The 23,615-nt window shown below is 66.3% G+C and carries 27 protein-coding genes; 23 read left to right on the plus strand and 4 right to left on the minus strand.

Annotated elements, in window-relative coordinates; all coding sequences use genetic code 11:
- The 14 genes from bamA to ABD050_RS21255 all read left to right on the plus strand — a co-directional run.
- A partial coding sequence (gene bamA / locus ABD050_RS21190) for an outer membrane protein assembly factor BamA (RefSeq protein ID WP_343891505.1) occupies window positions 1–1,802 on the plus strand: 1,802 nt, incomplete at its 5' end.
- A 250-nt stretch (window positions 1,803–2,052) separates the two neighbouring features.
- Entirely contained in the window at window positions 2,053–2,547 is a 495-nt protein-coding gene (locus ABD050_RS21195; protein ID WP_343891506.1) for a MarR family winged helix-turn-helix transcriptional regulator, read from the plus strand.
- On the plus strand, window positions 2,544–4,853 hold the full coding sequence (locus ABD050_RS21200; protein WP_343891507.1) for a TonB-dependent receptor: 2,310 nt from the start codon (window positions 2,544–2,546) through the stop codon (window positions 4,851–4,853). Before ABD050_RS21195 ends, ABD050_RS21200 begins: the two co-directional genes overlap by 4 nt.
- A 318-nt stretch (window positions 4,854–5,171) precedes the next feature.
- On the plus strand, window positions 5,172–5,318 hold the full coding sequence (locus ABD050_RS21205; RefSeq protein ID WP_343891508.1) for a hypothetical protein: 147 nt from the start codon (window positions 5,172–5,174) through the stop codon (window positions 5,316–5,318).
- A gap of 440 nt (window positions 5,319–5,758) precedes the next feature.
- Window positions 5,759–6,166, plus strand: coding sequence for a hypothetical protein (locus ABD050_RS21210; RefSeq protein WP_343891509.1), 408 nt, complete (start codon window positions 5,759–5,761; stop codon window positions 6,164–6,166).
- A complete protein-coding gene (locus ABD050_RS21215) occupies window positions 6,163–6,372 on the plus strand; it encodes a helix-turn-helix transcriptional regulator (RefSeq protein ID WP_343891510.1) in 210 nt (69 codons plus the stop codon). Before ABD050_RS21210 ends, ABD050_RS21215 begins: the two co-directional genes overlap by 4 nt.
- Window positions 6,369–6,728 (plus strand): hypothetical protein, encoded by a 360-nt coding sequence (locus ABD050_RS21220; protein ID WP_343891511.1) that lies wholly within the window; start codon window positions 6,369–6,371, stop codon window positions 6,726–6,728. Before ABD050_RS21215 ends, ABD050_RS21220 begins: the two co-directional genes overlap by 4 nt.
- A gap of 5 nt (window positions 6,729–6,733) precedes the next feature.
- Entirely contained in the window at window positions 6,734–7,468 is a 735-nt protein-coding gene (locus tag ABD050_RS21225) for an alpha/beta hydrolase (protein ID WP_343891512.1), read from the plus strand.
- The gene (locus ABD050_RS21230; RefSeq protein ID WP_343891513.1) at window positions 7,465–8,223 is read left to right on the plus strand and encodes a tetratricopeptide repeat protein; all 759 of its coding nucleotides are present in this window, start codon (window positions 7,465–7,467) and stop codon (window positions 8,221–8,223) included. Before ABD050_RS21225 ends, ABD050_RS21230 begins: the two co-directional genes overlap by 4 nt.
- A 108-nt stretch (window positions 8,224–8,331) precedes the next feature.
- On the plus strand, window positions 8,332–8,748 hold the full coding sequence (locus ABD050_RS21235) for a VOC family protein (protein ID WP_343891530.1): 417 nt from the start codon (window positions 8,332–8,334) through the stop codon (window positions 8,746–8,748).
- Window position 8,749: 1 nt separating this feature from the next.
- On the plus strand, window positions 8,750–9,808 hold the full coding sequence (locus ABD050_RS21240) for an NAD(P)H-dependent flavin oxidoreductase (protein ID WP_343891514.1): 1,059 nt from the start codon (window positions 8,750–8,752) through the stop codon (window positions 9,806–9,808).
- The gene (gloB, locus tag ABD050_RS21245; protein WP_343891515.1) at window positions 9,805–10,539 is read left to right on the plus strand and encodes a hydroxyacylglutathione hydrolase; all 735 of its coding nucleotides are present in this window, start codon (window positions 9,805–9,807) and stop codon (window positions 10,537–10,539) included. Before ABD050_RS21240 ends, gloB begins: the two co-directional genes overlap by 4 nt.
- Before the next feature lie 44 nt (window positions 10,540–10,583).
- On the plus strand, window positions 10,584–10,988 hold the full coding sequence (locus tag ABD050_RS21250) for a hypothetical protein (protein ID WP_343891516.1): 405 nt from the start codon (window positions 10,584–10,586) through the stop codon (window positions 10,986–10,988).
- Window positions 10,985–11,374: a hypothetical protein gene (locus ABD050_RS21255; protein ID WP_343891517.1), complete on the plus strand. Its 390-nt coding sequence runs from the start codon at window positions 10,985–10,987 to the stop codon at window positions 11,372–11,374. The genes ABD050_RS21250 and ABD050_RS21255 overlap by 4 nt, the downstream gene beginning before the upstream one ends.
- Window positions 11,375–11,469: 95 nt before the next feature.
- On the opposite strand, the gene hslU is transcribed toward ABD050_RS21255, so the two are convergent.
- Entirely contained in the window at window positions 11,470–12,765 is a 1,296-nt protein-coding gene (gene hslU / locus ABD050_RS21260; RefSeq protein ID WP_343891518.1) for an ATP-dependent protease ATPase subunit HslU, read from the minus strand.
- Window positions 12,766–12,889: 124 nt separating this feature from the next.
- A complete protein-coding gene (gene hslV, locus ABD050_RS21265; protein WP_343891519.1) occupies window positions 12,890–13,444 on the minus strand; it encodes an ATP-dependent protease subunit HslV in 555 nt (184 codons plus the stop codon).
- Between the two features lie 47 nt (window positions 13,445–13,491).
- On the opposite strand from hslV, the gene ABD050_RS21270 reads away from it, so the two are divergent.
- A complete protein-coding gene (locus ABD050_RS21270) occupies window positions 13,492–14,145 on the plus strand; it encodes a TMEM175 family protein (RefSeq protein WP_343891520.1) in 654 nt (217 codons plus the stop codon).
- Window positions 14,146–14,191: 46 nt separating this feature from the next.
- Here ABD050_RS21270 and ABD050_RS21275 read toward each other — a convergent pair whose 3' ends face one another.
- Window positions 14,192–14,599, minus strand: a complete 408-nt coding sequence (locus tag ABD050_RS21275) for a glycine zipper 2TM domain-containing protein (protein ID WP_343891521.1) — start codon at window positions 14,597–14,599, stop codon at window positions 14,192–14,194.
- A gap of 129 nt (window positions 14,600–14,728) precedes the next feature.
- Between ABD050_RS21275 and ABD050_RS21280 the strand changes: the two genes are divergently transcribed.
- The 5 genes from ABD050_RS21280 (at window position 14,729) to ABD050_RS21300 (ending at window position 18,531) form a co-directional block, all read left to right on the plus strand.
- Window positions 14,729–15,151: a hypothetical protein gene (locus tag ABD050_RS21280; RefSeq protein ID WP_343891522.1), complete on the plus strand. Its 423-nt coding sequence runs from the start codon at window positions 14,729–14,731 to the stop codon at window positions 15,149–15,151.
- Between the two features lie 75 nt (window positions 15,152–15,226).
- The gene (gene yghU, locus ABD050_RS21285) at window positions 15,227–16,102 is read left to right on the plus strand and encodes a glutathione-dependent disulfide-bond oxidoreductase (RefSeq protein ID WP_343891524.1); all 876 of its coding nucleotides are present in this window, start codon (window positions 15,227–15,229) and stop codon (window positions 16,100–16,102) included.
- 125 nt (window positions 16,103–16,227) lie between these two features.
- Window positions 16,228–17,343, plus strand: coding sequence for an extracellular catalytic domain type 1 short-chain-length polyhydroxyalkanoate depolymerase (locus ABD050_RS21290; RefSeq protein WP_343891525.1), 1,116 nt, complete (start codon window positions 16,228–16,230; stop codon window positions 17,341–17,343).
- A gap of 102 nt (window positions 17,344–17,445) precedes the next feature.
- Window positions 17,446–17,943: a hypothetical protein gene (locus ABD050_RS21295; RefSeq protein ID WP_343891526.1), complete on the plus strand. Its 498-nt coding sequence runs from the start codon at window positions 17,446–17,448 to the stop codon at window positions 17,941–17,943.
- 147 nt (window positions 17,944–18,090) lie between these two features.
- Entirely contained in the window at window positions 18,091–18,531 is a 441-nt protein-coding gene (locus tag ABD050_RS21300; RefSeq protein ID WP_343891527.1) for a UrcA family protein, read from the plus strand.
- A gap of 146 nt (window positions 18,532–18,677) precedes the next feature.
- Here ABD050_RS21300 and ABD050_RS21305 read toward each other — a convergent pair whose 3' ends face one another.
- Window positions 18,678–19,190, minus strand: a complete 513-nt coding sequence (locus ABD050_RS21305; protein WP_343891528.1) for a DUF4262 domain-containing protein — start codon at window positions 19,188–19,190, stop codon at window positions 18,678–18,680.
- Window positions 19,191–19,421: 231 nt separating this feature from the next.
- On the opposite strand from ABD050_RS21305, the gene ABD050_RS21310 reads away from it, so the two are divergent.
- The 3 genes from ABD050_RS21310 to ABD050_RS21320 all read left to right on the plus strand — a co-directional run bounded on the left by ABD050_RS21310 (window position 19,422) and on the right by ABD050_RS21320 (window position 23,427).
- Window positions 19,422–19,862 carry a DUF983 domain-containing protein gene (locus tag ABD050_RS21310; protein WP_343891531.1) on the plus strand — a complete coding sequence of 147 codons (441 nt, stop codon included), beginning with the start codon at window positions 19,422–19,424 and terminating at the stop codon, window positions 19,860–19,862.
- On the plus strand, window positions 19,855–21,216 hold the full coding sequence (locus tag ABD050_RS21315; protein ID WP_343891529.1) for an aminotransferase-like domain-containing protein: 1,362 nt from the start codon (window positions 19,855–19,857) through the stop codon (window positions 21,214–21,216). Before ABD050_RS21310 ends, ABD050_RS21315 begins: the two co-directional genes overlap by 8 nt.
- Window positions 21,217–21,309: 93 nt before the next feature.
- Window positions 21,310–23,427: a prolyl oligopeptidase family serine peptidase gene (locus tag ABD050_RS21320; RefSeq protein ID WP_343891532.1), complete on the plus strand. Its 2,118-nt coding sequence runs from the start codon at window positions 21,310–21,312 to the stop codon at window positions 23,425–23,427.
- The last annotated feature ends 188 nt before the right edge of the window (window positions 23,428–23,615 follow it).

Below are 23,615 nucleotides of genomic sequence, written 5' to 3' on the forward strand. Positions count from 1 at the left end.
CCGACAAGAAGGACTTCATCATCACTTATGTGGTGGAGGAAGGCCCGCGCTACAAATTCGGCGACGTGACCGTCGACAGCGACATCCGCGATTTCGACAACAAGCGCCTCGCCGCCACGCTGCCGATGCACAAGGGCGACTGGTACAATGCCAAGCAGGTCGAGGATTCGGTCGACTCGCTGAGCGAATCGACCGGGCTGTTCGGCTATGCCTTCACTGACGTGAATCCCGAATTCGACCGCGACAAGGACAAGCTGACGATGGGGATTAATTTCCACATCGCCCAGGCCCAGCGCACCTATGTCGAGCGGGTCGAGATCAACGGCAACACCCAGACCCAGGACAAGGTGATCCGCCGCGAGATCCGCCTGTCGGAGGGCGATGCGTTCAACAGCTTCCAGGTCAAGCGCTCGCAGGACCGGATCAACTCGCTCGGCTTCTTCCAGGAGAAGTTCGAGATCAAGAAGAACCAGGGCTCGGCGCCCGACCGGGTCGTGCTGACCGCCGACCTCGAAGAGAAGTCGACCGGCGAGCTCTCGCTGTCCGCCGGCTATTCGAGCTCGGAAGGCTTCATTCTCCAGGCCGCGATCAAGCAGCGCAATTTCCGCGGCAAGGGGCAGGAACTGCGCACCAGCGTCAGCTGGTCGAACTACTCCAAGTCAGTCGAGCTCGGTTTCACCGAGCCCTATCTGTTCGGTTCCGACGTGGCACTGGGCGGCGACATCTTCCGGCGCGACTATAGCTCCTACAATACGATCGGCGACACCAAGACGACGACCTACAAACAGGTATCGACCGGCTTCCAGATCCGCGCCGGGGTGCCGCTCGATGAATATTGGTCGCTCTCGGCTCGTTATGGCCTGACCTATGACCAGGTGACACTCGACAAGGCGACCTATTACACCAACGGCACGTGCGACGTCGCGCTGGCGGGCTCCTATCTGTGCGACGCGATCGGCAACCGCTGGACCTCGTCGATCGGCTATTCGCTGATCCGCGACACGCTCAACAACCGGCTTCGCCCGACCGGCGGATCGCGCCTGTCGATCAGCCAGGATTTTGCCGGGCTCGGCGGCGACACCCATTATCTGCGCTCGACCATCGTCGCGGCGAAATATTGGGGCCTCGGCTCGGGTTTCGTGCTCAACGCGCAGGTCGAGGGCGGGCATATCCAGGGCATCGGCCAGGACGTGCGGCTGACCGACCGCTTCTTCCTCGGCGACCCGCAGATGCGCGGCTTCGACATTCGGGGAATCGGGCCGCGCGTGACGCGCAGCTATTACGACACCTCGACCATTCCGGCCACGCTGACCGCCGCCAGCAACAACACAACCGAATCGCTCGGCGGCAATACATATTATCGCGGCCGGCTCGAACTCGAGCTGCCGCTCGGCGCCGGCATGCGCGAACTGGGCTTGCGTCCGTCAATCTATCTCGACGCAGGCGCCGTGTTCGGCGGCAAGACGCCGACGCTTGCCGACAGTTGCGCCACAGCGAACGCCGCCTCGACCACCTGCACGCCCCCGACCCGCCAATATACCAACAGCAGCGGCGCGCTGCTGTTCCTTGACGCTGACGGCAACAGCACGACGACCAATACCGGGACGCCCTACACCTATGCGCTGAGCGCCTATCGCGAGAGCTATTCGGGCAACAGCCCGATGCCGCGCGTATCGATCGGGATCGGGGTCAACTGGAATTCCCCCTTCGGACCGCTCCGCATCGACCTCGCCAAGGCGCTCATCAAGCAACCCGGCGACGAGACGAAGCTGGTGACATTCAATGTCGGGGGCCAGTTCTAGGGTCGTTTTCAGTAAGACGGCACCACCCCAGCGACCGGCCGATCCGCGCGCGCCGGCGCGGCCCCAAGGCGCACGCGCGCCACCGCGCGCGGACTCGCCGAACGCGGCCCGATTGGCTTCGTTTCAGGCGCTGAATCGCCTCACAAGAACCAATCCAGTGGCACTTCCAAAATTGCTAGTTGTCATAACTGTATGGGTGACGTACATTCTTTTCGATAATTGCTCGCAAGCGGCATGAGGGGGATGATCGATGAAGGCTGCCGACGATCGCCTCGGCGAGATCGCCGACCGGACGGGCTATCAGCTGCGCCGCGTCGACATGATCTCGATGGAAGCGTTGCAGGACGAGATGTCGAAGCTCGGCGTTCCTGCCGGACGCGCGACAGCGCTCGCCTATATCGGCCTCCATCCCGGCTGCGATCAGACCGAGCTGGGCAATGTTCTCGGGATCAATCGCGCCAGCACGATGGCAGCGGTGAACAATCTCGTCGCGATCGGCGTGGTCGAGCGGCGGCCCGGCCGGGACCGGCGCAGCAATGCGCTTCACCTGACCGAGGCAGGCCACCGGCTGCGCGCCGAGGTCGTCCAGCTGACCGCCGACCATGAGGAATGGCTTTTCGCTCCGTTGACCAGCGACGAACGGACTGAGTTCAGGCGCCTGCTGCTCAAGCTCCGCCAGGCGCATTGCTCGGCCGAGCCGCGGCTGCCGGCGAGCAGAAGAGCATTATTGAGGAGAGTGAAATGAGGGGTTTTCTTTCGAGCAGCGTAGCAGTTGCGGCTTTGCTGGCGAGCGGCGCCGCGCAGGCGCAGACCACGTCCCAGGCAACGGAACCGGCGGAGAGCGCGGCCCAGCCCGCGCAGGATGCCCCGGTCGAGGGGAACGACATCCTCGTCACCGCGCGCCGCACGTCGGAACGGCTTCAGGACGTTCCCGTCGCCGTGACCGCGTTCAACGCCGCCTCGCTCGCCGCGCACAGTGTCGCGACGCTGGACGAGATCGCCAAGTTCACGCCGAACATCCGCTTCGATGGCGCCGCCGCGCTTTCGGGCGGAAACTATAACGCAACCGTCTTCATTCGCGGCGTCGGGCAGAACGACTTCGCGATCTTCAGCGATCCCGGCGTCGGCTTCTATGTGGACGACGTCTATTATGCGCGGTCGATCGGCGGCGTGATGGACGCGGTCGACATCGACAACGTGCAGGTGCTGCGCGGGCCGCAGGGCACGCTGTTCGGCAAGAACACGATCGGCGGCGCGGTGCTCATCAACACCGCCGCGCCCAATGTCGACACGACCTCCGGGCAGATCGAGGCCACTTACGGCCGGTTCAACCGGATCGACGTGAAGGGCGCGATCAACGTGCCGATCGTGCCGGGCCTCGCCGCGCTCAGGATCTCGGGCGCGACGCTCAACCGCGACGGCTATGTGAAGCGGCTGCTCGACGGCGGCACCCAGGGCGACCGGTCAGCGCAGATGATCCGCGCGAAGCTCCGCATCCAGCCCGAGGGAAGCGGCCTGACGATCGACATCGGCGCCGACTATACGAGGGCGCGCGAGACCTCAGCCCCGTCGGACCTGCTTGCGGTCGGCAACGTGCCCGGAATCAGCGGCACCCCCTTCCTCAACAACTATAATCTCTATGTCGCGCCGGGCCTCGGCATCGTCGCGCCGAACGGCGCGCACACGCTCAACCCGAGCTTCATCACGGCGAGCCCGTTCGAGACCTGGGCCGGCGGGCCCAACAACAACGACCTCGATTTGTGGGGCGTCCAGGGCGTCGTCTCCTATGACCTGGGCGGCCCGACGCTGAAGTCGATCACCGCCTATCGCGACATGAAGGCCTATTTCACGCGGGACGGCGACAACACCCCGTTCGTCTTCCGCCAGACCACCAATCGCGACAAGCAATGGCAGTTCAGCCAGGAGCTCCAGCTGACCGGCAAGACGCTCGACAGCCGGCTGAGCTATGTGCTGGGCGGCTTCTACTTCAAGGAAAAGGCATCGGACATCGCGACCGCCGACCTGGCGATCGGGCTGCAGGCGCCGGCCGCGCCGCCGCCTTTCACGCCGGCCGTGTTCATCCAGAACTATACCAACAACCGCAGCCTGGGCGCCTATGGACAGGTCGATTTCGAGATCCTGCCCAGGCTGACCCTGACGGCGGGCGGGCGCTACACCAGCGACAAGAAGATATTCACCTCGATCAACGTGCGCCAGCGCGACCTGGTCCAGTTCGTCAACGTGACCAAGGAAGCGACCTTCGACCAGTTCACGCCGCACCTTGGCATCAGCTACAAGGCGTCGCGGGACGTGCTGCTCTATCTCTCCTATTCGAAGGGCTTCAAGCAGGGCGGGTTCAACGGGCGACCGCTGGTGAGCGATGCCGAGGTGACTCAATATGCGCCCGAAAAGCTGAGCACCTATGAAGCCGGCCTCAAGGCGCAGTGGCTCGACGGCAAACTGACGACCAACATCGCCGCCTTCCACTCGATCTACAAGAACATCCAGCTGACGGTGAACCAGACGCCGACCAACTTCGTGGCGAACGCTGCCGCGGGCGAGATCAACGGTGTCGAGTTCGAGACGATCATGCGCCCTGCGCCGTGGTTCACCTTCAACGCCGGGGTCGGCTATCTCGACGCGAAATATACCTCGATCGGCGCCGGCCTCGGCCCGACCCAGATCCTGCCGATCACGCTCGCCAGCCATTTCGTCAAGGCGCCCGATTGGACCGTGACGACCGGCCTCGACCTGAGCCACGAATTCGACGGCGGGAGCGAGGCGCGGCTGCGCGTCGATTACACGATGTACAGCCGGATCTATCAGGACGTCGCCAATACGCCGATCATCACCCAGCCCGGTTACGGGTTGCTCAACGCGCGTCTGAGCTACACGCTGCCGGGTCGCGCGATCACGCTCGCCGTGTTCGGTACGAACCTGACGGATACGCTATACCTCGTATCCGGAAACGTCTCGGGGGCGTTCGGCCTTGCCGAGGGAAGCTATGGGCGGCCGCGCGAATGGGGGGTAAGCGCCGGCTTCAAGTTCTGAGGCGGGTGACGGACCGGTGCCCGCGGCTCGCTGGTTTCCCGAGGGAAACCAGTGGCCCGCGAGCGCCGGCGGCCCAGAGGCGCTGACGGACCGGGCGCATGCCCGGTCACGGCGAGATGGCCAATCAAGGTGGCTTGGCTGATCGATCGCGCTGCCGGCCGCGCTACCCCGATTGTATTCGGCCGCATCGGCCCAAGTCCAGATACGGCCAGATCCCAGATAACGGCCCGTTATCAAAGGCCTTCCCAACACATGTTGTAGAAGCCCGCGTGTGACCTCGCTAAACTGCCCTTCTCTCGACTCGGCAGGAATTCCACCATGGACCAGTGGATAAGGGCTCAGAATGTCGCTCGCTTTGAGAAGTTGCTTCTTACGGAGAGCGATGTGGAGAGGCGCGCGATATTGACGGGCCTGCTGGTGCACGAACGATCGCTGGCTGCAATCGCGGCCAAGGTCGCCAAGTAGGAAGCCTGATCTGCGACCAGAATCGCCCCGGCCTGCCTGATAGTTCTCTTTTACGCCCCCCCCCCGATCGGCGCCTTTCTGGCGACTGTTGCCCGCCAGGGAGGTCGCCGCGCAGCGTTGACAGGCACTCACACCCAGGCCGCGGGGCATCAGGACGGTCCTTGGATGGTTCCTGGAAAGGCATTCCTCCTGCTTATCCGCACGCGGAGATCAAAATAGCCGGCACGCCTGCCGGTCAACAGCAGGTCTTCCGCGGAAGCCTCGCTCAGGCCGGGGGCATTGCTTCTGCCCGCTCGGGAGACACTCTGGAACGCCGACCTGTCGCAGTCAGGCAAGGGCATATGCATGTCCGCGATACCCGTCTAAATGACAACCTCGCTTGACAGACAAGCGACCTTGACTGTAAAGCTCCCTTCACTGATTCGAAAGGAGACTTTACCATGGCGATGAGCAGAGCCTATAAACGCTACAATTACCGCGTCGTCCTCCTCAGCCTGATCTACGCCGCGTTCCTTCTCGCCGCGGTCTACGCCTTCAAGCATCAGCTGCTGAGCGGGCCCGTCGCCTGGATCGCGGCGATCCTGCCCGCGCTGCCCATCATCGGCATCCTCGTCGCGATCGGGCAGTATCTCGCGGAAGAGACCGACGAATATCTGCGGATGATGATGACGCGCCAGGCGCTGATCGCCTCGGCCTTCACGCTCAGCATCGCGACCGTCTGGGGCTTTCTCGAGAATTTCGATCTCGCCCCCCATGTCTATGCCTATTACACCCAGATCCTGTGGTTCGTCGGGCTCGGCCTCGGCAAGCTCGTCAACCGCTTCCAGGCATCGCGAGGTGCTCTGTGAAGAACCGCCTCAAGGTGCTGCGTGCCGAGCGCAACTGGAGCCAGGGCGACCTCGCCGACCGGCTCGACGTCTCGCGCCAGAGCGTGAACGCGATCGAGACCGGGCGCTACGACCCTTCCCTCCCCCTCGCCTTCAAGATCGCCGAGCTGTTCGAACTTTCGATCGAACAGATCTTCACCAGCCCCTCCAAGGAGTCCGGCCAATGAACACGCACAAGCTTTCCCTGCTGCTGGCCTTCGCCTCGCTGCCCTTCGCCGCGCAACCCACCGCGGGCAATTGCGCCGCGGCCGCGCCGGCCGCCGCCGCCGCGACAGCGCCTGTCCAGCTCGAGCATATCTCGATCGCGGTGACCGGCTCGGGGTCGCCGGTCTTCCTGATCCCCGGCCTTTCAAGCCCGCGCGCAACCTGGGACGGCGTGGCGCCCGAACTGGCCAGAACTCACTGGGTCTATCTCGTCCAGGTCAACGGCTTCGGCGGCGATGCGCCGGGCGCCCATCCGCAGCCGGGAATCCTGTCCGGTGTGCGCCGCGGGGTGACGGTGCGCGGCGCATCGCCTAGATAGCGCGCATGACCGATCAGCCTCCCCCGCCCGCTCGCCCGGCGCTCGCCTATCATCTGACCGAGGGCACCGGCCCGACGATCGTCTTCCTGCCGGGCTATGCATCCGACATGTCGGGCACCAAGGCGCTTGCGCTCGAAGCCTGGGCGAAGGCCGAGGGGCGCGCCTTTCTGCGTTTCGACTATGGCGGCTGCGGGCAGAGCGAAGGCGCCTTCGAGGAGCAGAGCTTTGCGGGCTGGCGGGACGATGTGCTGACCATGCTCGACCAGGTCGTCAAGGGCCCCGCGATCCTGGTCGGATCGTCGATGGGCGGCTGGCTGATGCTGCTCGCCGCGCGGAGCCGGCCCGACAAGGTGGTCGGACTGGTCGGCATCGCGCCGGCGCCCGATTTCACTGACTGGGGCTTCACCACAGACGAGAAGATGGCGCTGCTCCAGAATGGCCGGATCGAGCGCGAATCGTCATATTCGGACGCGCCGACCGTCTATACCGCGAAATTCTGGCAATCGGGCGAAGCGAACCGGCTGATGTTCGGCGAGATCGCGATCGACGTGCCGGTGCGGCTGCTCCAGGGCCAGGCCGATGCCGAGGTGCCGTGGCACCGCACCACCCGCCTTGCCGAGCTGCTTCGTTCAGCCGATGTGCAGACATGGATCGTCAAGGACGGCGACCACCGCCTGTCGCGCGATACCGATATCGCGCTGCTCATCCGGGCGGTCGAGGATGTGATCCAGCGCCTATGATCCTGCCCCTGTTGCTTCTCGCCGCCGCCCAGGCAACGCCCCAGGCGGGCCCGCCCGACCCTGCCGAACAACGGTTCGATCATTGCGTCGATCTCGCGTCGGGCGATCCGTCCGGCGCCGAGAAAGCTGCCGGGCAATGGCTGCGCGACGGCGGTGGCTTCCTGGCGCACCAATGCCTCGGCATCGCCTATGCGAGCGAATTGCGCTGGACCGCCGCCGCGGCTGAATTCGAGGCGGCGGCGCAGGGGGCGGAGAACGCCCATGACAAGCGCAGCGCGAATTACTGGGCGCAGGCCGGCAATGCATGGCTGGCGACGGGAGAGCCGATGAAGGCGCGCGCTGCGCTCAATGCGGCATTGGCGGGCGGCACGCTCACCGGACTGCAGCGCGGCGAAGCGAATCTCGATCGCGCGCGGGCGTTCGTCGCGAGCGGCGACCTGGCCGATGCGCGCGTCGATCTCGACCATGCGATTGTCGACGCGGCGGACGATCCGCTCGCCTGGCTGCTCTCGGCGACGCTGGCGCGGCGGATGAAGGATCTGCCCCGCGCGCAGAAGGACATTGCCGAGGCAGTCCACCGTGCGGGCGACGATGCTTCGGTGCAGCTCGAGGCGGGCAATATCGCCGCGCTTGCGGGCGACGAGGCCGGCGCGAAGACGGCGTGGAGCCGGGCAGTGGCGATCAGGCCCGATAGCGAGGCCGCCCGCAATGCGCGGAACGCGTTGAAGCAGTTCGATCCGGCGCCGGGGAAATAACGCCGTCGATACGTCATGCCGGACCCGTTCCGGCATGATGATTTGAGGCCGCCACTGGCAAGCCGCGCCCCACGCGCCTATCTCGCGCACGACAAGGGAGGCCTGCCGATGAACTATCTCCACACCATGATCCGCGTCACCGACCCGGACGCGACGATCCGCTTCTTCGAATTGCTCGGCCTCAAGGAAGTGCGCCGCATGGAAAGCGAGAAGGGGCGCTTCACCCTGATCTTCATGGCAGCGCCCGGCGAGGAAGGTAAGGCCGAGGTCGAGCTCACCCATAATTGGGACCCGGAAGACTATGGCGGCGGGCGCAATTTCGGGCATCTCGCCTACCGGGTCGACAATATCTACGAGACCTGCCAGCGGCTGATGGACGGCGGCGTGACGATCAACCGCCCGCCGCGCGACGGCCATATGGCGTTCGTCCGCACCCCCGACAATATCTCGATCGAGCTGCTGCAGGACGGCGTTCTCGAGCCGGCCGAACCCTGGGCATCGATGCCGAACACGGGCGTCTGGTAGGATGAGCGCGGCGACGCGCGCCTTTCTGGCGATAACCGGCGCACGCCTGCCGGTCGTGCAGGCGCCGATGGCGAATTTCGCCGGGGTGGAACTGGCGATCGCCGCGATCGGTGCCGGCGCGATCGGCTCGCTGCCCTGCGCGGTGCTCGATCCGGACGCAGTGATCGCGCAGGCGGGGGCGGTTCGCGCGGCAGCGACCGGGCCGCTCAACCTCAATTTCTTCTGCCATATCCTCGGCCCCGTCCCCGACGAGGGCGAATGGCGGGGGGCGCTGTCGCGCTTCTATGCCGATGAAGGCGTCGAGCCGCCGACCACCGCGCCGCCCCTGCGGCGGCCGTTCGACGCGGCGATGGCCGACGCGGTCGAGGCAGTGCGGCCGGAGATCGTCAGCTTCCATTTCGGCCTGCCCGACGCAGCCCTGCTCGCCCGGGTGCGCGCGAGCGGCGCGCGCATCTTCGGCAACGCGACCAATGTCGCCGAGGCGCGCCACCTCGCCGCGCGCGGCTGCGATGCGATCGTCGCCCAGGGGTTCGAGGCTGGCGGCCATGCCGGCCATTTCCTGTCGGGCCATCATCCTGTCGGGTTGCTCGCCCTCGTCCCGCAGATCGTCGATGCAGTGCACGTGCCCGTCATCGCGGCGGGGGGCATCGCCGACGAGCATGCAGCCGCCGCGGCGATCGCGCTCGGCGCAGCGGCGGTCCAGGTCGGCACAGCCTATCTCCGCACCCCTGAGGCCCGGCCGAGCGCCGCGCACCGTCGCCGCCTCGAAACCGCGACGGCTGATGACAGCGTCTTCACCAACCTGTTCACCGGCGGCCTTGCGCGGGGCTTGCGCAACCGGCTGACCGATACGCTCGGCCCGGTGAGCGACGCGGCGCCGCCCTTCCCTTATGCCAGCGCTGCGCTCGCCCCGTTGCGCGCCCATGCCGAAGGCCAGGGCCGTGACGATTTCTCGCCGCTATGGGCTGGCCAGGGCGTGGCGCTCGCCCGCGCCGAACCAGCCGCGGCCCTGACCGGGCGCCTCGGCGCCGCCGCCCTTTCCGCCGGGAGCTTTGCATGACCAACCTCGAGATCGTCCGGATTCCAGCGCTCAGCGACAATTATATCTGGCTCGTCCATGATCCCGTCTCCAGCGAGACGATGGTGGTCGACCCTGCCGAGGCCGCACCGGTGCTGGCGGAGGCGGACAGGCGCGGCTGGAAGATCGGGCAGATCTGGAACACGCATTGGCACCCCGACCACACCGGCGGCAATGCCGAGATCAAGGCGGTGACCGGCGCGATCGTCTCGGGCCCGGCAGCCGAGGCGGCGCGCATTCCGACCCTCGACGTGGCGCTCGGCGAAGGGGATATGGTCCGGCTCGGCGATCACCGCGCGACCGTGCTTGAGACGCCCGGGCACACCGCCGGCCATATCACTTTCCACCTGCCGGGCGACGCCGTCGTCTTCACCGGCGACACCTTGTTCGCGATGGGCTGCGGGCGGCTGTTCGAGGGCGATGCGATGCAGATGTTCGCCAATATGCAGCGGCTCGCGGCACTGCCGCCCGAGACGATCGTCTATTGCGCACATGAATATACCCAAGCGAACGGCCGCTTCGCGGGGGTCGCCGAGCCGGACAACAGGGCGGTAGCCGAGCGCATGAAGCGGGTCGACGCAGCCCGCGAGCGCGGCGAGGCGACCGTGCCGACGACGATCGCCGAGGAGCGCGCGACCAACCCCTTCCTGCGCGCCGATTCAGCGCAGCAACTTGCCGAACGGCGCGCGGCAAAGGATGCTTTTCGCGGCTGAATGGATTATAGGAAAGTGGCGGGGGGCGGACAAAGGATCTGGTGATGCGCGTCCTGACACCCCTGATCGCGGTCGCTCTGACGAGCTCGGCCGTCGCCGCCGACAGCGCGATGCAGCGCCAGACCGACGAGCAGAAGCTCGCCGCCGCATTAAGCGGACTGGTGCCCGACAAGCCGACTGACTGCGTCGACCAGTACCGGACGTCGCAGGCCCAGATCCAGGCTTATGGCGGCACGATCCTCTATAAGGTCAGCAAGAGCCTCATTTACCGCAACGATACGGGCGGCGGCTGCGAGAATATCGCACGCGGGGATATCTTCGTGACCCACTCGAATGCAGGGCGGCTCTGCAAGGGCGATATCGGCCGAACGATCAGCCCCGGCATGCACGGGCCGACCGGCAGTTGTGCGCTCGGCAGCTTCGTCGCTTATCGAAAGGCACCGAAATGACTCTCAAGCTCCCCCTTCTCGCGCTTGCCCTCCTCGCAACGGGCGCGATGGCCGCGGACAGCGACCGCGAGGCGCGCGATCTCGCCAAGGCGCTCGCCGGCCGGACACCCGGAAAGCCGTTCGATTGCGTCAATCCGTCCTGGGCGGGCGGCCCGCAGATCATCGGCAACCGCACCCTGATCTATCGCGAGACCGGGCGGGTGCTGCGCAACGACCTGCCCGAAGCATGCCCGGGGCTCGACGAGGATTCGATCATCGTCAGCGAGATCCATGGCAGCCAGCTATGCAAAGGCGATCTGTTCTACACGCTCCAGCGCGGCTCCCGCATCCCGGGCCCGCACTGCCGGCTGGGCAAGTTCACGCCCTATGAAAAGCCGAAGAGCTGAGGCTGTGCTCGGCTTGGGCTGCGCCTCCACATTCGTCGGCTGACGAAGCGGGAGCGCCATCGCGCCGCGTCCGCGGCCGCCAGTGGCTCCCGGCCCTACAGCACGAACCGGCTGAGGTCGGTGTTGCGGGCGATCGCCGCGAGCTGCTGCTGGACATAGGCGCCGTCGACCACGAGCGTCTGGCCCTGGCGGTCCTCGGCGTCGAAGCTGACCTCCTCGAGCAGTTTCTCCATCACCGTCTGCAGGCGCCGCGCACCGATATTCTCGATCTCGCCATTCACTTCGGCGGCGATCTTCGCGACCGCGCGGATGCCGTCCTCGGTGAACTCGACCGTCACGCCTTCAGTGCCGATCAGCGCGACATATTGCTGGGTGAGCGAGGCCTTGGTGTCCGACAGGATCGCGACGAAATCCTCCTCGGTCAGCGCCTTCAGCTCGACGCGGATCGGCAGCCGGCCCTGAAGCTCGGGGAGCAGATCGCTCGGCTTGGCGACATGGAAGGCGCCGGACGCGATGAACAGGATATGGTCGGTCTTCATCGGCCCATATTTGGTCGCAACCGTGGTGCCCTCGATCAGCGGCAGAAGGTCGCGCTGAACGCCCTCGCGGCTGACTGAACCGCCGCGCACATCGGAAACGGCGATCTTGTCGATCTCGTCGAGAAAGACGATTCCGTTCGCCTCGGCATCGGCGAGCGCGACGCGGCTGAGTTCGTCCTGGTCGAGGCGCTTGTCGGCCTCTTCCTCGATCAGCTTTTCCCAGGCGGCGGGGACGGTGAGCTTGCGCCGCTTCAACTGCGCGCCGCCGAACGCCTTGCCCATCATCTCGCCGAGATTGATCATCTGCGCGCCGCCACCGGGGATCTCGAACGGCATCTGAGGTGGTGCCTCGAGCTCGATCTCGATCTCGGTCTGGTCGAGATGGCCATCGCTGAAGCGCTGGCGGAAGGCCTCGCGGGTCGCCTCGCTTGCGCCCTTGCCGGTCAGCGCGTCGAGCAGGCGGCCCATCGCCGCTTCCTCCGCCTTGTCCTTGACCGCGATACGGCGACGCTCCTTTTCGAGCCTGATCGCTTCCTCGACGAGATCGCGGGCGATCTGTTCGACGTCGCGGCCGACATAGCCGACCTCGGTGAACTTGGTCGCCTCGACCTTGACGAAGGGCGCGTCGGCAAGCTTGGCGAGACGCCGGCTGATCTCGGTCTTGCCACAACCGGTCGGGCCGATCATCAGGATGTTTTTGGGCGTGACCTCATCGCGCAGATCGGCGCCAAGCTGCTGGCGCCGCCAGCGATTGCGCATCGCGACCGCGACGGCGCGCTTCGCGTCGCGCTGGCCGATGATGTGCTCGTCAAGGGCTGCGACGATGGTCTTCGGGGTGAGTGCTTCGTTCATTTTCTACTCTTTAGCCCCTCCCCTTCAGGGGAGGGGTTGGGGTGGGGCAGTGGTCACAATGCGCGGGCGTGGAGGAGAGGCCCCACCCCCAACCCCTCCCCTGAAGGGGAGGGGCTTTAGGAAGTCAGGTCGCGCTGTCGAGGCTCTCAACGGTCAGCCGGTCATTGGTGTAGACGCAGACCTCGGCGGCGATCGCCATTGCCTTGCGGCAGATCTTCTCGGCGTCTTCCTCGTAATCGACCAGCGCCCGCGCCGCGGCCAGGGCATAGTTGCCGCCCGAGCCGATCGCGGCGATTCCCGCTTCGGGCTCTAGGACGTCGCCATTGCCGGTGAGGATCAGCGTCACGTCCTTGTCGGCGACGATCATCATCGCCTCGAGGTTGCGCAGATATTTGTCGGTGCGCCAGTCCTTGGCCAGTTCGACCGCAGCACGAAGCAATTGCCCGTGATGCTGCTCGAGCTTGCGCTCGAGCCTCTCGAACAGGGTAAAGGCGTCAGCCGTCGCCCCGGCAAAGCCGCCGATCACCGACCCGTCTCCGAGGCGGCGGACCTTCTTCGCATTGGGCTTCATGACTGTCTGGCCCTGAGTCACCTGGCCGTCTCCGGCGACGATGACGCGTCCATTCTTGCGCACGGATAGGATTGTCGTGCCGTGCCACGTGTTGTCGTTCCCGCTCATGGGCGGCATATGGGATCGGGAATGCAGCTGTGCAATCCGGGGGCGACATGACGACAGGCGGCTCGAAAGGCAGCGGGAGCAGGCCCGACCATCCGCTCGAGCGGCTGATCTTCTTTTCGGATGCGGTGTTCGCGATCGCGATCACGCTGCTGATCATCGATGTCCATGCGCCGCATGTGCCACTTGGATCGCCGGACCACGCCTATATCCGCGCCCTGCTCGATCTGGCGCCCAGCCTGTTTGGGTTTTTCGTCAGCTTCTTCGTGATCGGCGCGTTCTGGGCGGGGCACCACCGCGCCTTTGCGCTGGCAGGCCATTATTCGGATATCCTGAACGGGCCCAATCTCATGATGCTCTGCTCAGTGGTGTTCATGCCTTTCACCACATCATTCATGAGCCATAATATCGGCACGCTGGTGCCGACCCAGGTCTACAACCTGTCCCTGGTGGCAACCGGGCTGCTGAATATCCGCCTGGTCCGGATCGTGACCTCGCCACCGGTCGTCTCGGAAGCGGTGAGCGCAGAACGGATCGCCATCGTCCGCGCGCGCGGCCCGGCGGTCGTACTGGGCGCCCTTTGCGCGATGCTGGTCGCCTTCTGGGATCCCCGGTTCAGCCAGATGGCATTGATCACCATCCCGCTATGGCTGCGTTTGTTGCGCGTCTGGGCAATGCGACGCTTCGCCGCCGCACACCCCTGAACGCCGAACCGGCGCGGCGACACCAGCCGCCGCGCCCGTTTTCACATCAACGACAGCGGACGTCGCTGTTCTTGTCGATGGAATTCCCGGCCACCGCACCCGCACCGGCGCCAAGCAAGGTGCCCAACACCTTCGAGCCGCCCGGCGCGATCAGATTGCCGAACAAGCCGCCAACCGCCGCGCCGACAACGAGGCCGGTCGTTCCATCGGAGTGGCGGCAATAATAACGCCCGTCCCGGCCGCGATAGACGCGGTCGTTCTCGCTGAGGCGACGCTCCTCGTAACGGCGCGCGTCGTGGCGGTAATAACGATCGGCATAATAGCCGTTATAGCGGGGGTCGGGATGGTCGTAATCATACTGGCTGTAGCTGTCGTAGCGCGAGTCGTCGCCATAAGTGGTACAGCCGCCGACAAGGGTGGTCGCGGCCAGCAGGCCAATCATCAAACTGCGCATCACTCTCTCCTGTTTTCCCCGTGGAAGACCAATGCTTCGCGCGCGAAATGGTTGCGCGGGCCGAGGCGCGCGAGGGGAACAGGGACCCCCGCCCGCCCGTTTGACAGGCATGTTGATTGGAGTTGGGTCATGAAAATCACCAGCCTTGCCATCGCTGCCGCCCTGCTGGGTGGCGCCGCCACTGCCCAGGCACAGACCGCGCCCGCGCAGACTGCGCCGGGCACCCTGTCGCCGGCGAAAGAAACCGACACCAACAGCCCCGACGTGGCGGCGGCGAACCGGGACGTCGCGGCGCAGGCCGCAGCCCGGCAGAACGCGACCGCTGACGCCAATGCCGACCTGCAGGCGCAATATGCCGCCGACCTCGCCGCCTATGACGCGGCGGTCCGCGCGCATCACCGCGCAGTCGTGCGCGACGCCCGCCGCCACGCGCATCAGCAGCATGCCTATGCCGATGCCATGGCCGCCTGGCGGCACCAGGTTTACGCCTGCAGGCATGGCGACAACCGCGCCTGCAAAGCACCGACGCCCGATCCGGCGCGTTTCTGGTAGGCGCCGATCGAGGGCTATCGCCTTGGCGTGATTTTCGGCTGATAAGCAGCAGCCACCGACATAGCTGAGGCAATGATGACTGAGTCGCCTGATTATGTGCCGCCCGAGATCTGGACCTGGAACAAGGAGAATGGCGGCAGGTTCGCCAACATCAACCGGCCGATCGCCGGGGCGACCCATGACAAGGAGCTGCCGGTAGGCCGCCATCCGCTTCAGCTCTACTCGCTGGCCACGCCCAACGGCGTGAAGGTGACGGTGATGCTCGAGGAGTTGCTGGCGCTCGGCCATCAGGGCGCTGAATATGACGCCTGGCTGATCCGCATCAACGAGGGCGATCAGTTCGGCAGCGGCTTCGTCGCGGTCAACCCGAACTCGAAGATCCCGGCGCTGATGGACCGGAGCGGACCGGCGCCGATCCGGGTGTTCGAATCGGGCGCGATCCTCCTCTATCTCGCCGAGAAGTTCGGGGCATTCCTGCCGACCGACGCCGCGACCCGTGCCGAATGCCTGTCCTGGCTGTTCTGGCAGATGGGCAGCGCGCCCTTTCTCGGCGGTGGGTTCGGCCATTTCTACGCTTATGCCCCGACCAAGATCGAATATGCGATCGACCGCTACGCAATGGAGGTGAAGCGCCAGCTTGACGTGCTCGACCGCCGCCTTGCTGAGAGCGACTATCTCGCGGGGGACGCGTACACGATCGCCGATATCGCCGTCTGGCCCTGGTATGGCGGCATGGCCAAGGGCCTGTTGTATGAGGCGGGCACTTTCCTCCAGGTGCAGGAGTACAAGAATCTCCAGCGCTGGACCGAGCAGATCGCGGCGCGGCCGGCGGTGGCGCGGGGGCGGATGGTCAACCGGGTGATGGGCGATCCATCGAGCCAGCTGCACGAACGCCACGACGCGGGGGATTTCCTGACCAGGACCCAGGACAAGCTCGAACCCGCCAGCTGATCGAAGCTCGCCTGAACGGGACCGCGCAATCTATTTTGTGCAGTGCAGCAACAAACCCTTTCGGCTATCGTTCTTACCATGAGTCGGCGCCACCCCCAGGCCGTTGGCGATGAGAAAGTGGCACGATGAGAAATATTTCGGACACTCTAGCCCGTCTTGCCGCGCTTCGGGCGGCGGCGCCGGGCGCGGGGAGCGAGGCGATCCCAAGCGTGCTCGACACGCTCGAGGGGTTCGGCACCAATCCGGGCGCGTTGCTCGCGAAATACCATGTGCCGGCCGGGCTCGGCCCACAGGCGCCGCTCGTCGTCGTCCTGCATGGCTGCACCCAGAATGCGGCCGGCTATGACCATGGCTCGGGCTGGTCTGCCCTGGCCGACCGCGCCGGGTTCGCCGTGCTGTTCCCCGAGCAGAAGCGGGCGAACAACCCCAATCTATGCTTCAACTGGTTCATGCCCGAGGACACGAAGCGCGGCGGCGGCGAAGCATGCTCGATCAGCGAGATGATCGGCGCGATGCTCCTCGAGCATGATCTCGACCCGGCGCGCGTCTATATCACCGGCCTGTCGGCGGGCGGGGCGATGACCGCGGTGATGCTGGCAACCTATCCCGAGCTGTTCGCCGGCGGCGCGATCATCGCCGGGCTTCCGTTCGGATCGGCGCGCTCGATGCCCGAGGCGCTCGACCGGATGCGCGGGCATGGCGGGCCCGACGGCAAGGCGCTCGCGGCGCTGGTACGCGAGGCGTCAGGGCATGACGGGCCGTGGCCGACGGTGTCGATCTGGCACGGCACCGCCGACCATACCGTCGCGCCCGCCAATATGGACCTCATCGCGGCGCAGTGGCACGGGCTGCACGGCACCGGTGCCGCGCCGCACGGTGTCGAGAAGACGGGCAACCACACGCGGTCGATATGGCGCGGCGGTGCCGGTGGGGTCGCGATCGAGCGGCATGAGATCGCCGGGATGGGCCACGGAACGCCGATCGATCCGAATGGTCCCGACGGACTCGGCCATGCGATGCCGCACATGCTCGATATCGGGGTGTCGAGTACCGCGCTGATCGCACGATCCTGGGGCATTGCCGATACCGGTCTGGCGCAGACGGCGGGGCGCCTGCTCCGCATGATCGTGCCTGCGGCCGCCGCGCCCGTGGCAGCCGAGCCCCAGGGGACGATGCAACGCGCCGGGGGTGTGCAGAAGATCATCGAGGATGCGCTACGCACCGCCGGGTTGATGCGCTGACCCTGGTGCGGCGCTCAAAACGCCGCCGCGACGCTGCGATGGGTCCGAAATCTCCCGCCGAGCGTATGTGAGGTTGGAAGTATGTTTCGGAAGGGAAATGACATGGCGACGACGAACCGGAGCGAGACATATCGGGGCATGCTGATGGTGGCGGCCGCTGCGCTGATGCTGGCGCCGGCGAGCGGCCAGGCGCAGCAGGACACGGGCAAGTCCTCCACGATGCGCGATGCGAAGGATATCGCCACCCAGCCGGTGCGCGATGTCGGGATCGAGAAGACGAAGATCCCGCCCCTGCTCATCGAGGCGAGCGACGATCCCTATGCGATGCGCGGCGCGGGCACGTGCCGGCAGATCGCCTCCTCGATCGGCGCGCTGAACGGCGTGCTCGGCCCCGATTTCGGGTCCTCGGGCCCGAGGCGGAAGACAAGCGTGGTCAAGGCCGGCGGCGAGGCGGTAGTCGGCTCGCTGATCCCGTTTCGCGGCGTCGTCCGCGAGATCAGCGGCGCGGCGCCCGCCGAGCGCCGGCTGCAGGCTGCAATCACCGCCGGCTTCGCGCGGCGCGGCTTTCTGCGCGGTCTGCAACGGGCGCGTAAATGCTGACCTGATAACGGGGCGCGCAACCTGGCCCCGGTCGGCCGGGGCGCAGGGAGGCGGCCAGGGAACGCATCATCGGCCTCGGGGGTTTTACGCCCCGCGGGGGTTCAGCCGCGCGGCCATGTGCCGCGCCCTTGGACCAGGAGACCTCGGATGAAAATCGCAACCCTATCGTCCGCCTTGTGCGGGCTGGTCGCTGCTGTGGCGATGACCGGCATGGCGGTACCGGCGAGTGCGCAGGCGTATCCGGACGAGCAGGAAGACGTGATCGTCAACGGCCATTGGGGCCGGGTGCCCGATGACGTGCAATCGCTGTCGCAGCGTGTCAGCTATGCCGATCTCGACCTCCGCTACCGCGAGGACCGCGCCGAGCTGCGGCACCGGATCAGCCTGACCGCGCGCTATCTCTGCGACCGGCTGGGTGAATCGGACAGCAGCTCACTATTCGAGCCGAGCTGTCGCGAGGCGGCGGTGCGCGATGCAATGGCGCGCGTCGGCACGATCGAGGCGCATTTCGCGCCGCGCGGCACCGCCTGGACGCGGCCGCGCTGGGACGCGCCTTATCCGGCGAGCTGGGAGCGGGACTATCCGTGAGCCGGTAGCTTGACGAGCAGGCGGCGTGGGCTGACCTCGCGCCGCCGCTCCACTTAGTCAGCGCCCTGGAGCGCGTAATCGAGATCGCAAATCTCGTCACGCCAAGCGCGGACCGGACCATAAGCTGTCCGGATCGGGATAGCCGCTCAATTGGCGAGATGCGCGATCCAGCCATCGGCGGAGACATCGGGCTGATCATCCCGAAAGCGCTCGTTGAAACCCGGCTGCCAGGGAAAGAGCCCGGCCTCGTCGGTCCAGACCAGTTGCAGGCACGGATAATCAGTGCCGCGATAGAACCAGGTGCTGGAGAGCGGATATTCGCGATACGCCGTGGCTGCGATCGGGAAGAAATAGCAATCATAGCCGACCATCAGGTCGGAGACGGCGACCCCGACGGGCGGGACGTATCCGTCAGCGGCTTTCTCGAAAATATGGGCAAGGATCGAGTGAGCGACGTTGGCCGGAAGCGAGAAAATCAGGATTTCAGGGAGCTTCGCCCTGAGGAAGAAGCCGATCGAGTAAGAAAAGCCGGGCTGGTCATCGCCGGCGCAGACATGCGTGCCTTGCCAGCCATGCTGGCGGATATCGGCGACGAGATCGCGCTCGTAATCGTTCAGCGCGCTCGCCGGCAGTTCGAGGGCGGTCGGGATTTCTGCCATGGGAATATTCTGCTCGGCCGCGGGCAATCGGGCAAGATGCTGCGCAGGAAAGGTTCCGGCCTCTTGCCCCGTCCTCCGGATATCAGTTGGGGAAAGGCCCTGCTCGCCTGACCTCCTCGTGCCGTCGCGTTGAGGCGATGGCCGCGCCCGCCTCACCATCGGAGCCACTGGATTTCCGATGTCGCCGGCATTATGTATGCATCATTGTACGGATACATAAGGCATACAATGATGGTGCGGCCCGAGAAAGACGCTGACAAGTTTCGCTGGATCCTGACGGCGGGATGGAAGGGGCTGTGTCCGCGATGCGGCAAGGGGCACATGTTCACCTCGTGGTTGAAGGTGAGCAGGGAGTGCGAGGTGTGCGGGCTGGATTACCGCTTCGCCGCGCCGGATGACGGGCCGGCATTCTTCTCGCTGTGCATCGTCGCCTTTCCGCTGACCTTCCTGCTTGTATGGATCGAAGTCACCTACAGCCCGCCGCTCTGGGTCCATGTGGTGACCTCGATCCCGGTAATGGTGCTCGGCTGCCTGTTGCCGCTCAGACCAATCAAGGGATGGCTGGTCGCTTCGCAATATGTAAACCGGGCGCAGGAAGCGGGCACCAGCGCGCTGTGGGACCGATTGCATGGGCGCGCGCCGGGAAAAGGTGGCGGGAATTTCGATGATTGACGCCTGGCTCCCCGATCTCGCCCGCAGCGCCGGCACCAAATATCAGGCGATCGCCGATGCGCTCGACTCGGCGATCGCGCGCGGGCAGCTTCGCCAGGGCGACCGCCTGCCCCCGCAACGCGAGGTGGCGACACGGCTCGGCGTCGACCTGACGACGGTGACCCGGGCTTATGAGGCCGCCCGGGGACGCGGGCTGATCGAGGCGCGGGGACGTGCCGGCAGTTTCGTGGCCGGCCCGGCGCCCGATGCGACCCCGCCGCCATCGATCGACACCGGCATGAACATGCCGCCCGAAATTCCCGACGGACTGTTGCGCCGCGCGATCACGGAGAGCGCGGCAGCGCTGCTGGCTGGCGCGGGCATGAGCTGGCTGCATTATTCGCCCGCGGGCGGCGCCCCGCCCGATCGTGCGGCCGGCGCGCGGCTGTTGTCGGGGCGCGGACTGCCGTCGGCCGAGGAGCAGGTGATCGTCACCGCGGGCGGGCAGAATGCGCTGCATGCGATCCTGAGCACGATCCTGAAGGCGGGCGATGCGGTGGCGTGCGGCCGGTTCGTCTATCCAGGCTTCCGGGCGCTGGCGGAGCGCCTTGGCCTGACCCTGGTTCCGCTTGCCGCGATCGATGCGGCGTCGCTCGATCAAGCGTATCGCGCGCATTCCATCAAGGCGCTGTACGTGGTGCCGACCAACGACAACCCGACCACCGCGACGATCGCCGAGACCGAGCGCGAAGCGATCGCGCTGATGGCGCGGCGGCATGACCTGCAGGTGATCGAGGACGATGCTTACGGCCTCCTCGCCCACGATCCGATCAGGCCGATCGCCGCCTTCGCCCCTGAGCGGTGCTGGTATATCGCCAGCCTGTCGAAGATCATCACGCCGGCGCTGCGGGTCGCCTATGTCAGTGCGCCGAGCGTCGCCGGGGCGCTGCGCCTCGCCGCCGATGCGCATGAGACGGCGATCATGGCGCCGCCGCTCAACGCCGCCATGGCGACCCGGTGGATCAGCGACGGGACGTTCGAACGGCTGGTGACCGCGATGCGCGCGGAGATCGCCTGGCGGCAGCAACTGGCTGACGAGGTGCTGGGCGACGTGAAGCGCCAGCGGTCGCCCGAGGGCTATCACCTCTGGCTCCCCCTGCCCGACCAGCGCGCCGCCGACGATCTGGTCGCGGCGATGCGCCAGCACGGGCTTTCAGTGATCGCAGCCGCCAGCTTCGTGGTCGGCGAGCAGGGCGATCAGGCGGTGCGCGTGTCGCTGGGCGGACCGGGCGATCGCGACCGGCTGGCCCGGCTGCTGCGGATCCTGCACGGCTATGTGTCGCAGCCGATGGGGAAGGCGGCGGCGCTGATCTGAGAGGGCGGCCCGGCACCAGCGGCCTGGCCGTCCGACCTCGTTGCAACCTGATCGCCAGCGGTTAAGCTGCGGGTTCCACCAGGGGATTTCATGATGCGGCCATTCATTCTCGCCTTGCTTCTCGCAACGACCCTGCCCGGCGCAGCGATTGCCCAGGCCGCCCCGCAACCAACCGGTGACGACCCCTATATCTGGCTCGAGGAGCCGGCCTCGCCGCGCGCGATGGCGTGGGTGGAAAGCCATAATGCGGCGAGCACGAAGATCCTCGAAGCCGACCCGCGCTACCCGATATTGTATGAGGAAGCGCTGGCGATCGCCGGGGCGAAGGACCGAATCCCGGCGCCGAGCTTCACTCATGGCGCGATCTACAATTTCTGGCAGGACCCGGACCATCTGCGCGGCATCTGGCGCAGGACGACGCTCGCCGATTACAAGACGGCCAACCCGAGCTGGACGACGGTGCTCGACGTCGACGCGCTCGGCAAGGCCGAGGGCAAGAGCTGGGTGCTCAAGGGCATAGAATGCCTGCAGCCCGAAGAGCGGCGCTGCCTCATCTCGCTTTCGGACGGCGGCGAGGATGCCGTCGAGATCCGCGAATTCGATCTCGACAGCGGCGGCTTCGTGACGGGCGGCTTCCATCTGGCGCGCGGCAAGCACCGGGTCGCCTGGGAGGATGCCGACCATCTGCTCGTCGCGACCGACTGGGCGCCGGGCGACCTGACCCCGTCCGGCTATCCCTATATCGTCAAGCGCCTCGGCCGCGGCCAGCCGATGTCGGCTGCGGTGGAGGTGTTTCGCGGCGACAGGAATGATGGCGGCTACGGCGTCAGCCCGGAGGTGCTGCGCGATGCGGCGGGGCATCAGCTCGCGGTGATCCAGCGGCCGCTCGATACCTTCCGCCACCAGAGCTATGTCGTCACCGGGAAGGGCGCGCAGCGCGTCGCGATCCCCGACAAGGCAAGCATCACCGACCTGGTCGACGGCCGGGTGATCGTGCAGCTCGACGAGGCATGGACCGCCGCCGGCCCCGCCTTCGGCCCGGGGGCGGTCGCCGAGCTCGATCTCGCTGCGCTGAAGGCGGCGCCCGACGTGCTCCATCCGAAGATCCTCTGGATGCCGGGGCCGCGCGATTCGCTTACCGGGATCGCGTCAACGCGCGGCACGCTGCTGCTCGGCACGCTCGAAAATGTCCGCGGCCGGGCCTGGACCTATGTGCCCGCGGCCGGCGGCGGCTGGACCGCGACCCGGCTGAACCTGCCCGACAATCTCGCCATCGACCTTGGCGCGGCCGACACCCGGTCCGACCGCGCCTTCATCACCGCGAGCGGCTTCCTGACCCCATCGACGCTGTATCTCGCCGACGGTGCGACCGGATCGCTCGAGGTGGTGAAGACGCTGCCCCCGAAATTCGATGCGTCGCAGGACGTGGTCGAGCAGCTCGAGGCGCGGTCGAGCGACGGCACGCCGATCCCCTATTTCGTCGTCCATCGCAAAGGCATCGCCTATGACGGGACGACGCCGACGCTGATGACTGCCTATGGCGGCTTCCAGGTGAGCGAGACGCCCTATTATTCGGGCACGATGGGCAAGCTCTGGCTCGAGCGCGGCGGCGCCTTCGTGCTGGCGAACATCCGCGGCGGCGGCGAATTCGGCCCGGCCTGGCACGAGGCCGGGCTCGGCACGAAACGGCAGATCATCTATGACGATTTCACCGCGGTGGCGAAGGACCTGATCGCGCGCCGCATCACCTCGCCGCGCCGGCTGGGCATCGAGGGCGGCTCGAATGGCGGGCTGCTGATGGGGGTCGAGTTCACCCAGCATCCCGAGCTGTGGAACGCCGTGGTGATCCAGGTGCCGCTGCTCGACATGATCCGGATCTCCAAGATCGCGGCGGGCGCCTCATGGCAGGGCGAATATGGCGACGTGAACGCCGACCCCGCCGTGATGGCGTTCTGGCGGAGGCTCTCGCCCTATCAGAACCTCAAGGCCGGGGTGCATTATCCCGAGCCGTTCATCTTCACCACCACCAAGGACGACCGGGTCGGGCCGCAGCACGCCCGCAAGTTCGCCGCGCGGATGGAGGAGATGAAGCTGCCCTTCTTCTATTACGAGAATACCGAAGGCGGGCACGGCGCCGGCGCCGACCTGAAACAGGCGGCGCATACCAACGCGCTGACGATGGCGTATCTCCAGCGGAAGCTGATGGACTGAGCGGGAGCGGGCCTTCGGCACCTTCGCTTCGAGCAGGCACGCGGCGATGATGTTCACGCGAAGGCGCGAAGACGCGAAGAGGGCGCGGATGGCCCGGCGATCGCCCCACCGGCGACCGGAATTTCCCGCTTCTGTGGACGCCCCCATGGAAGCAAGCGGAAAAATTCGAGTATGTGCAGGTGATCGGA

This window comes from Sphingomonas oligophenolica, from assembly GCF_039522915.1.
Classification (GTDB): Bacteria; Pseudomonadota; Alphaproteobacteria; order Sphingomonadales; family Sphingomonadaceae; genus Sphingomonas; species Sphingomonas oligophenolica.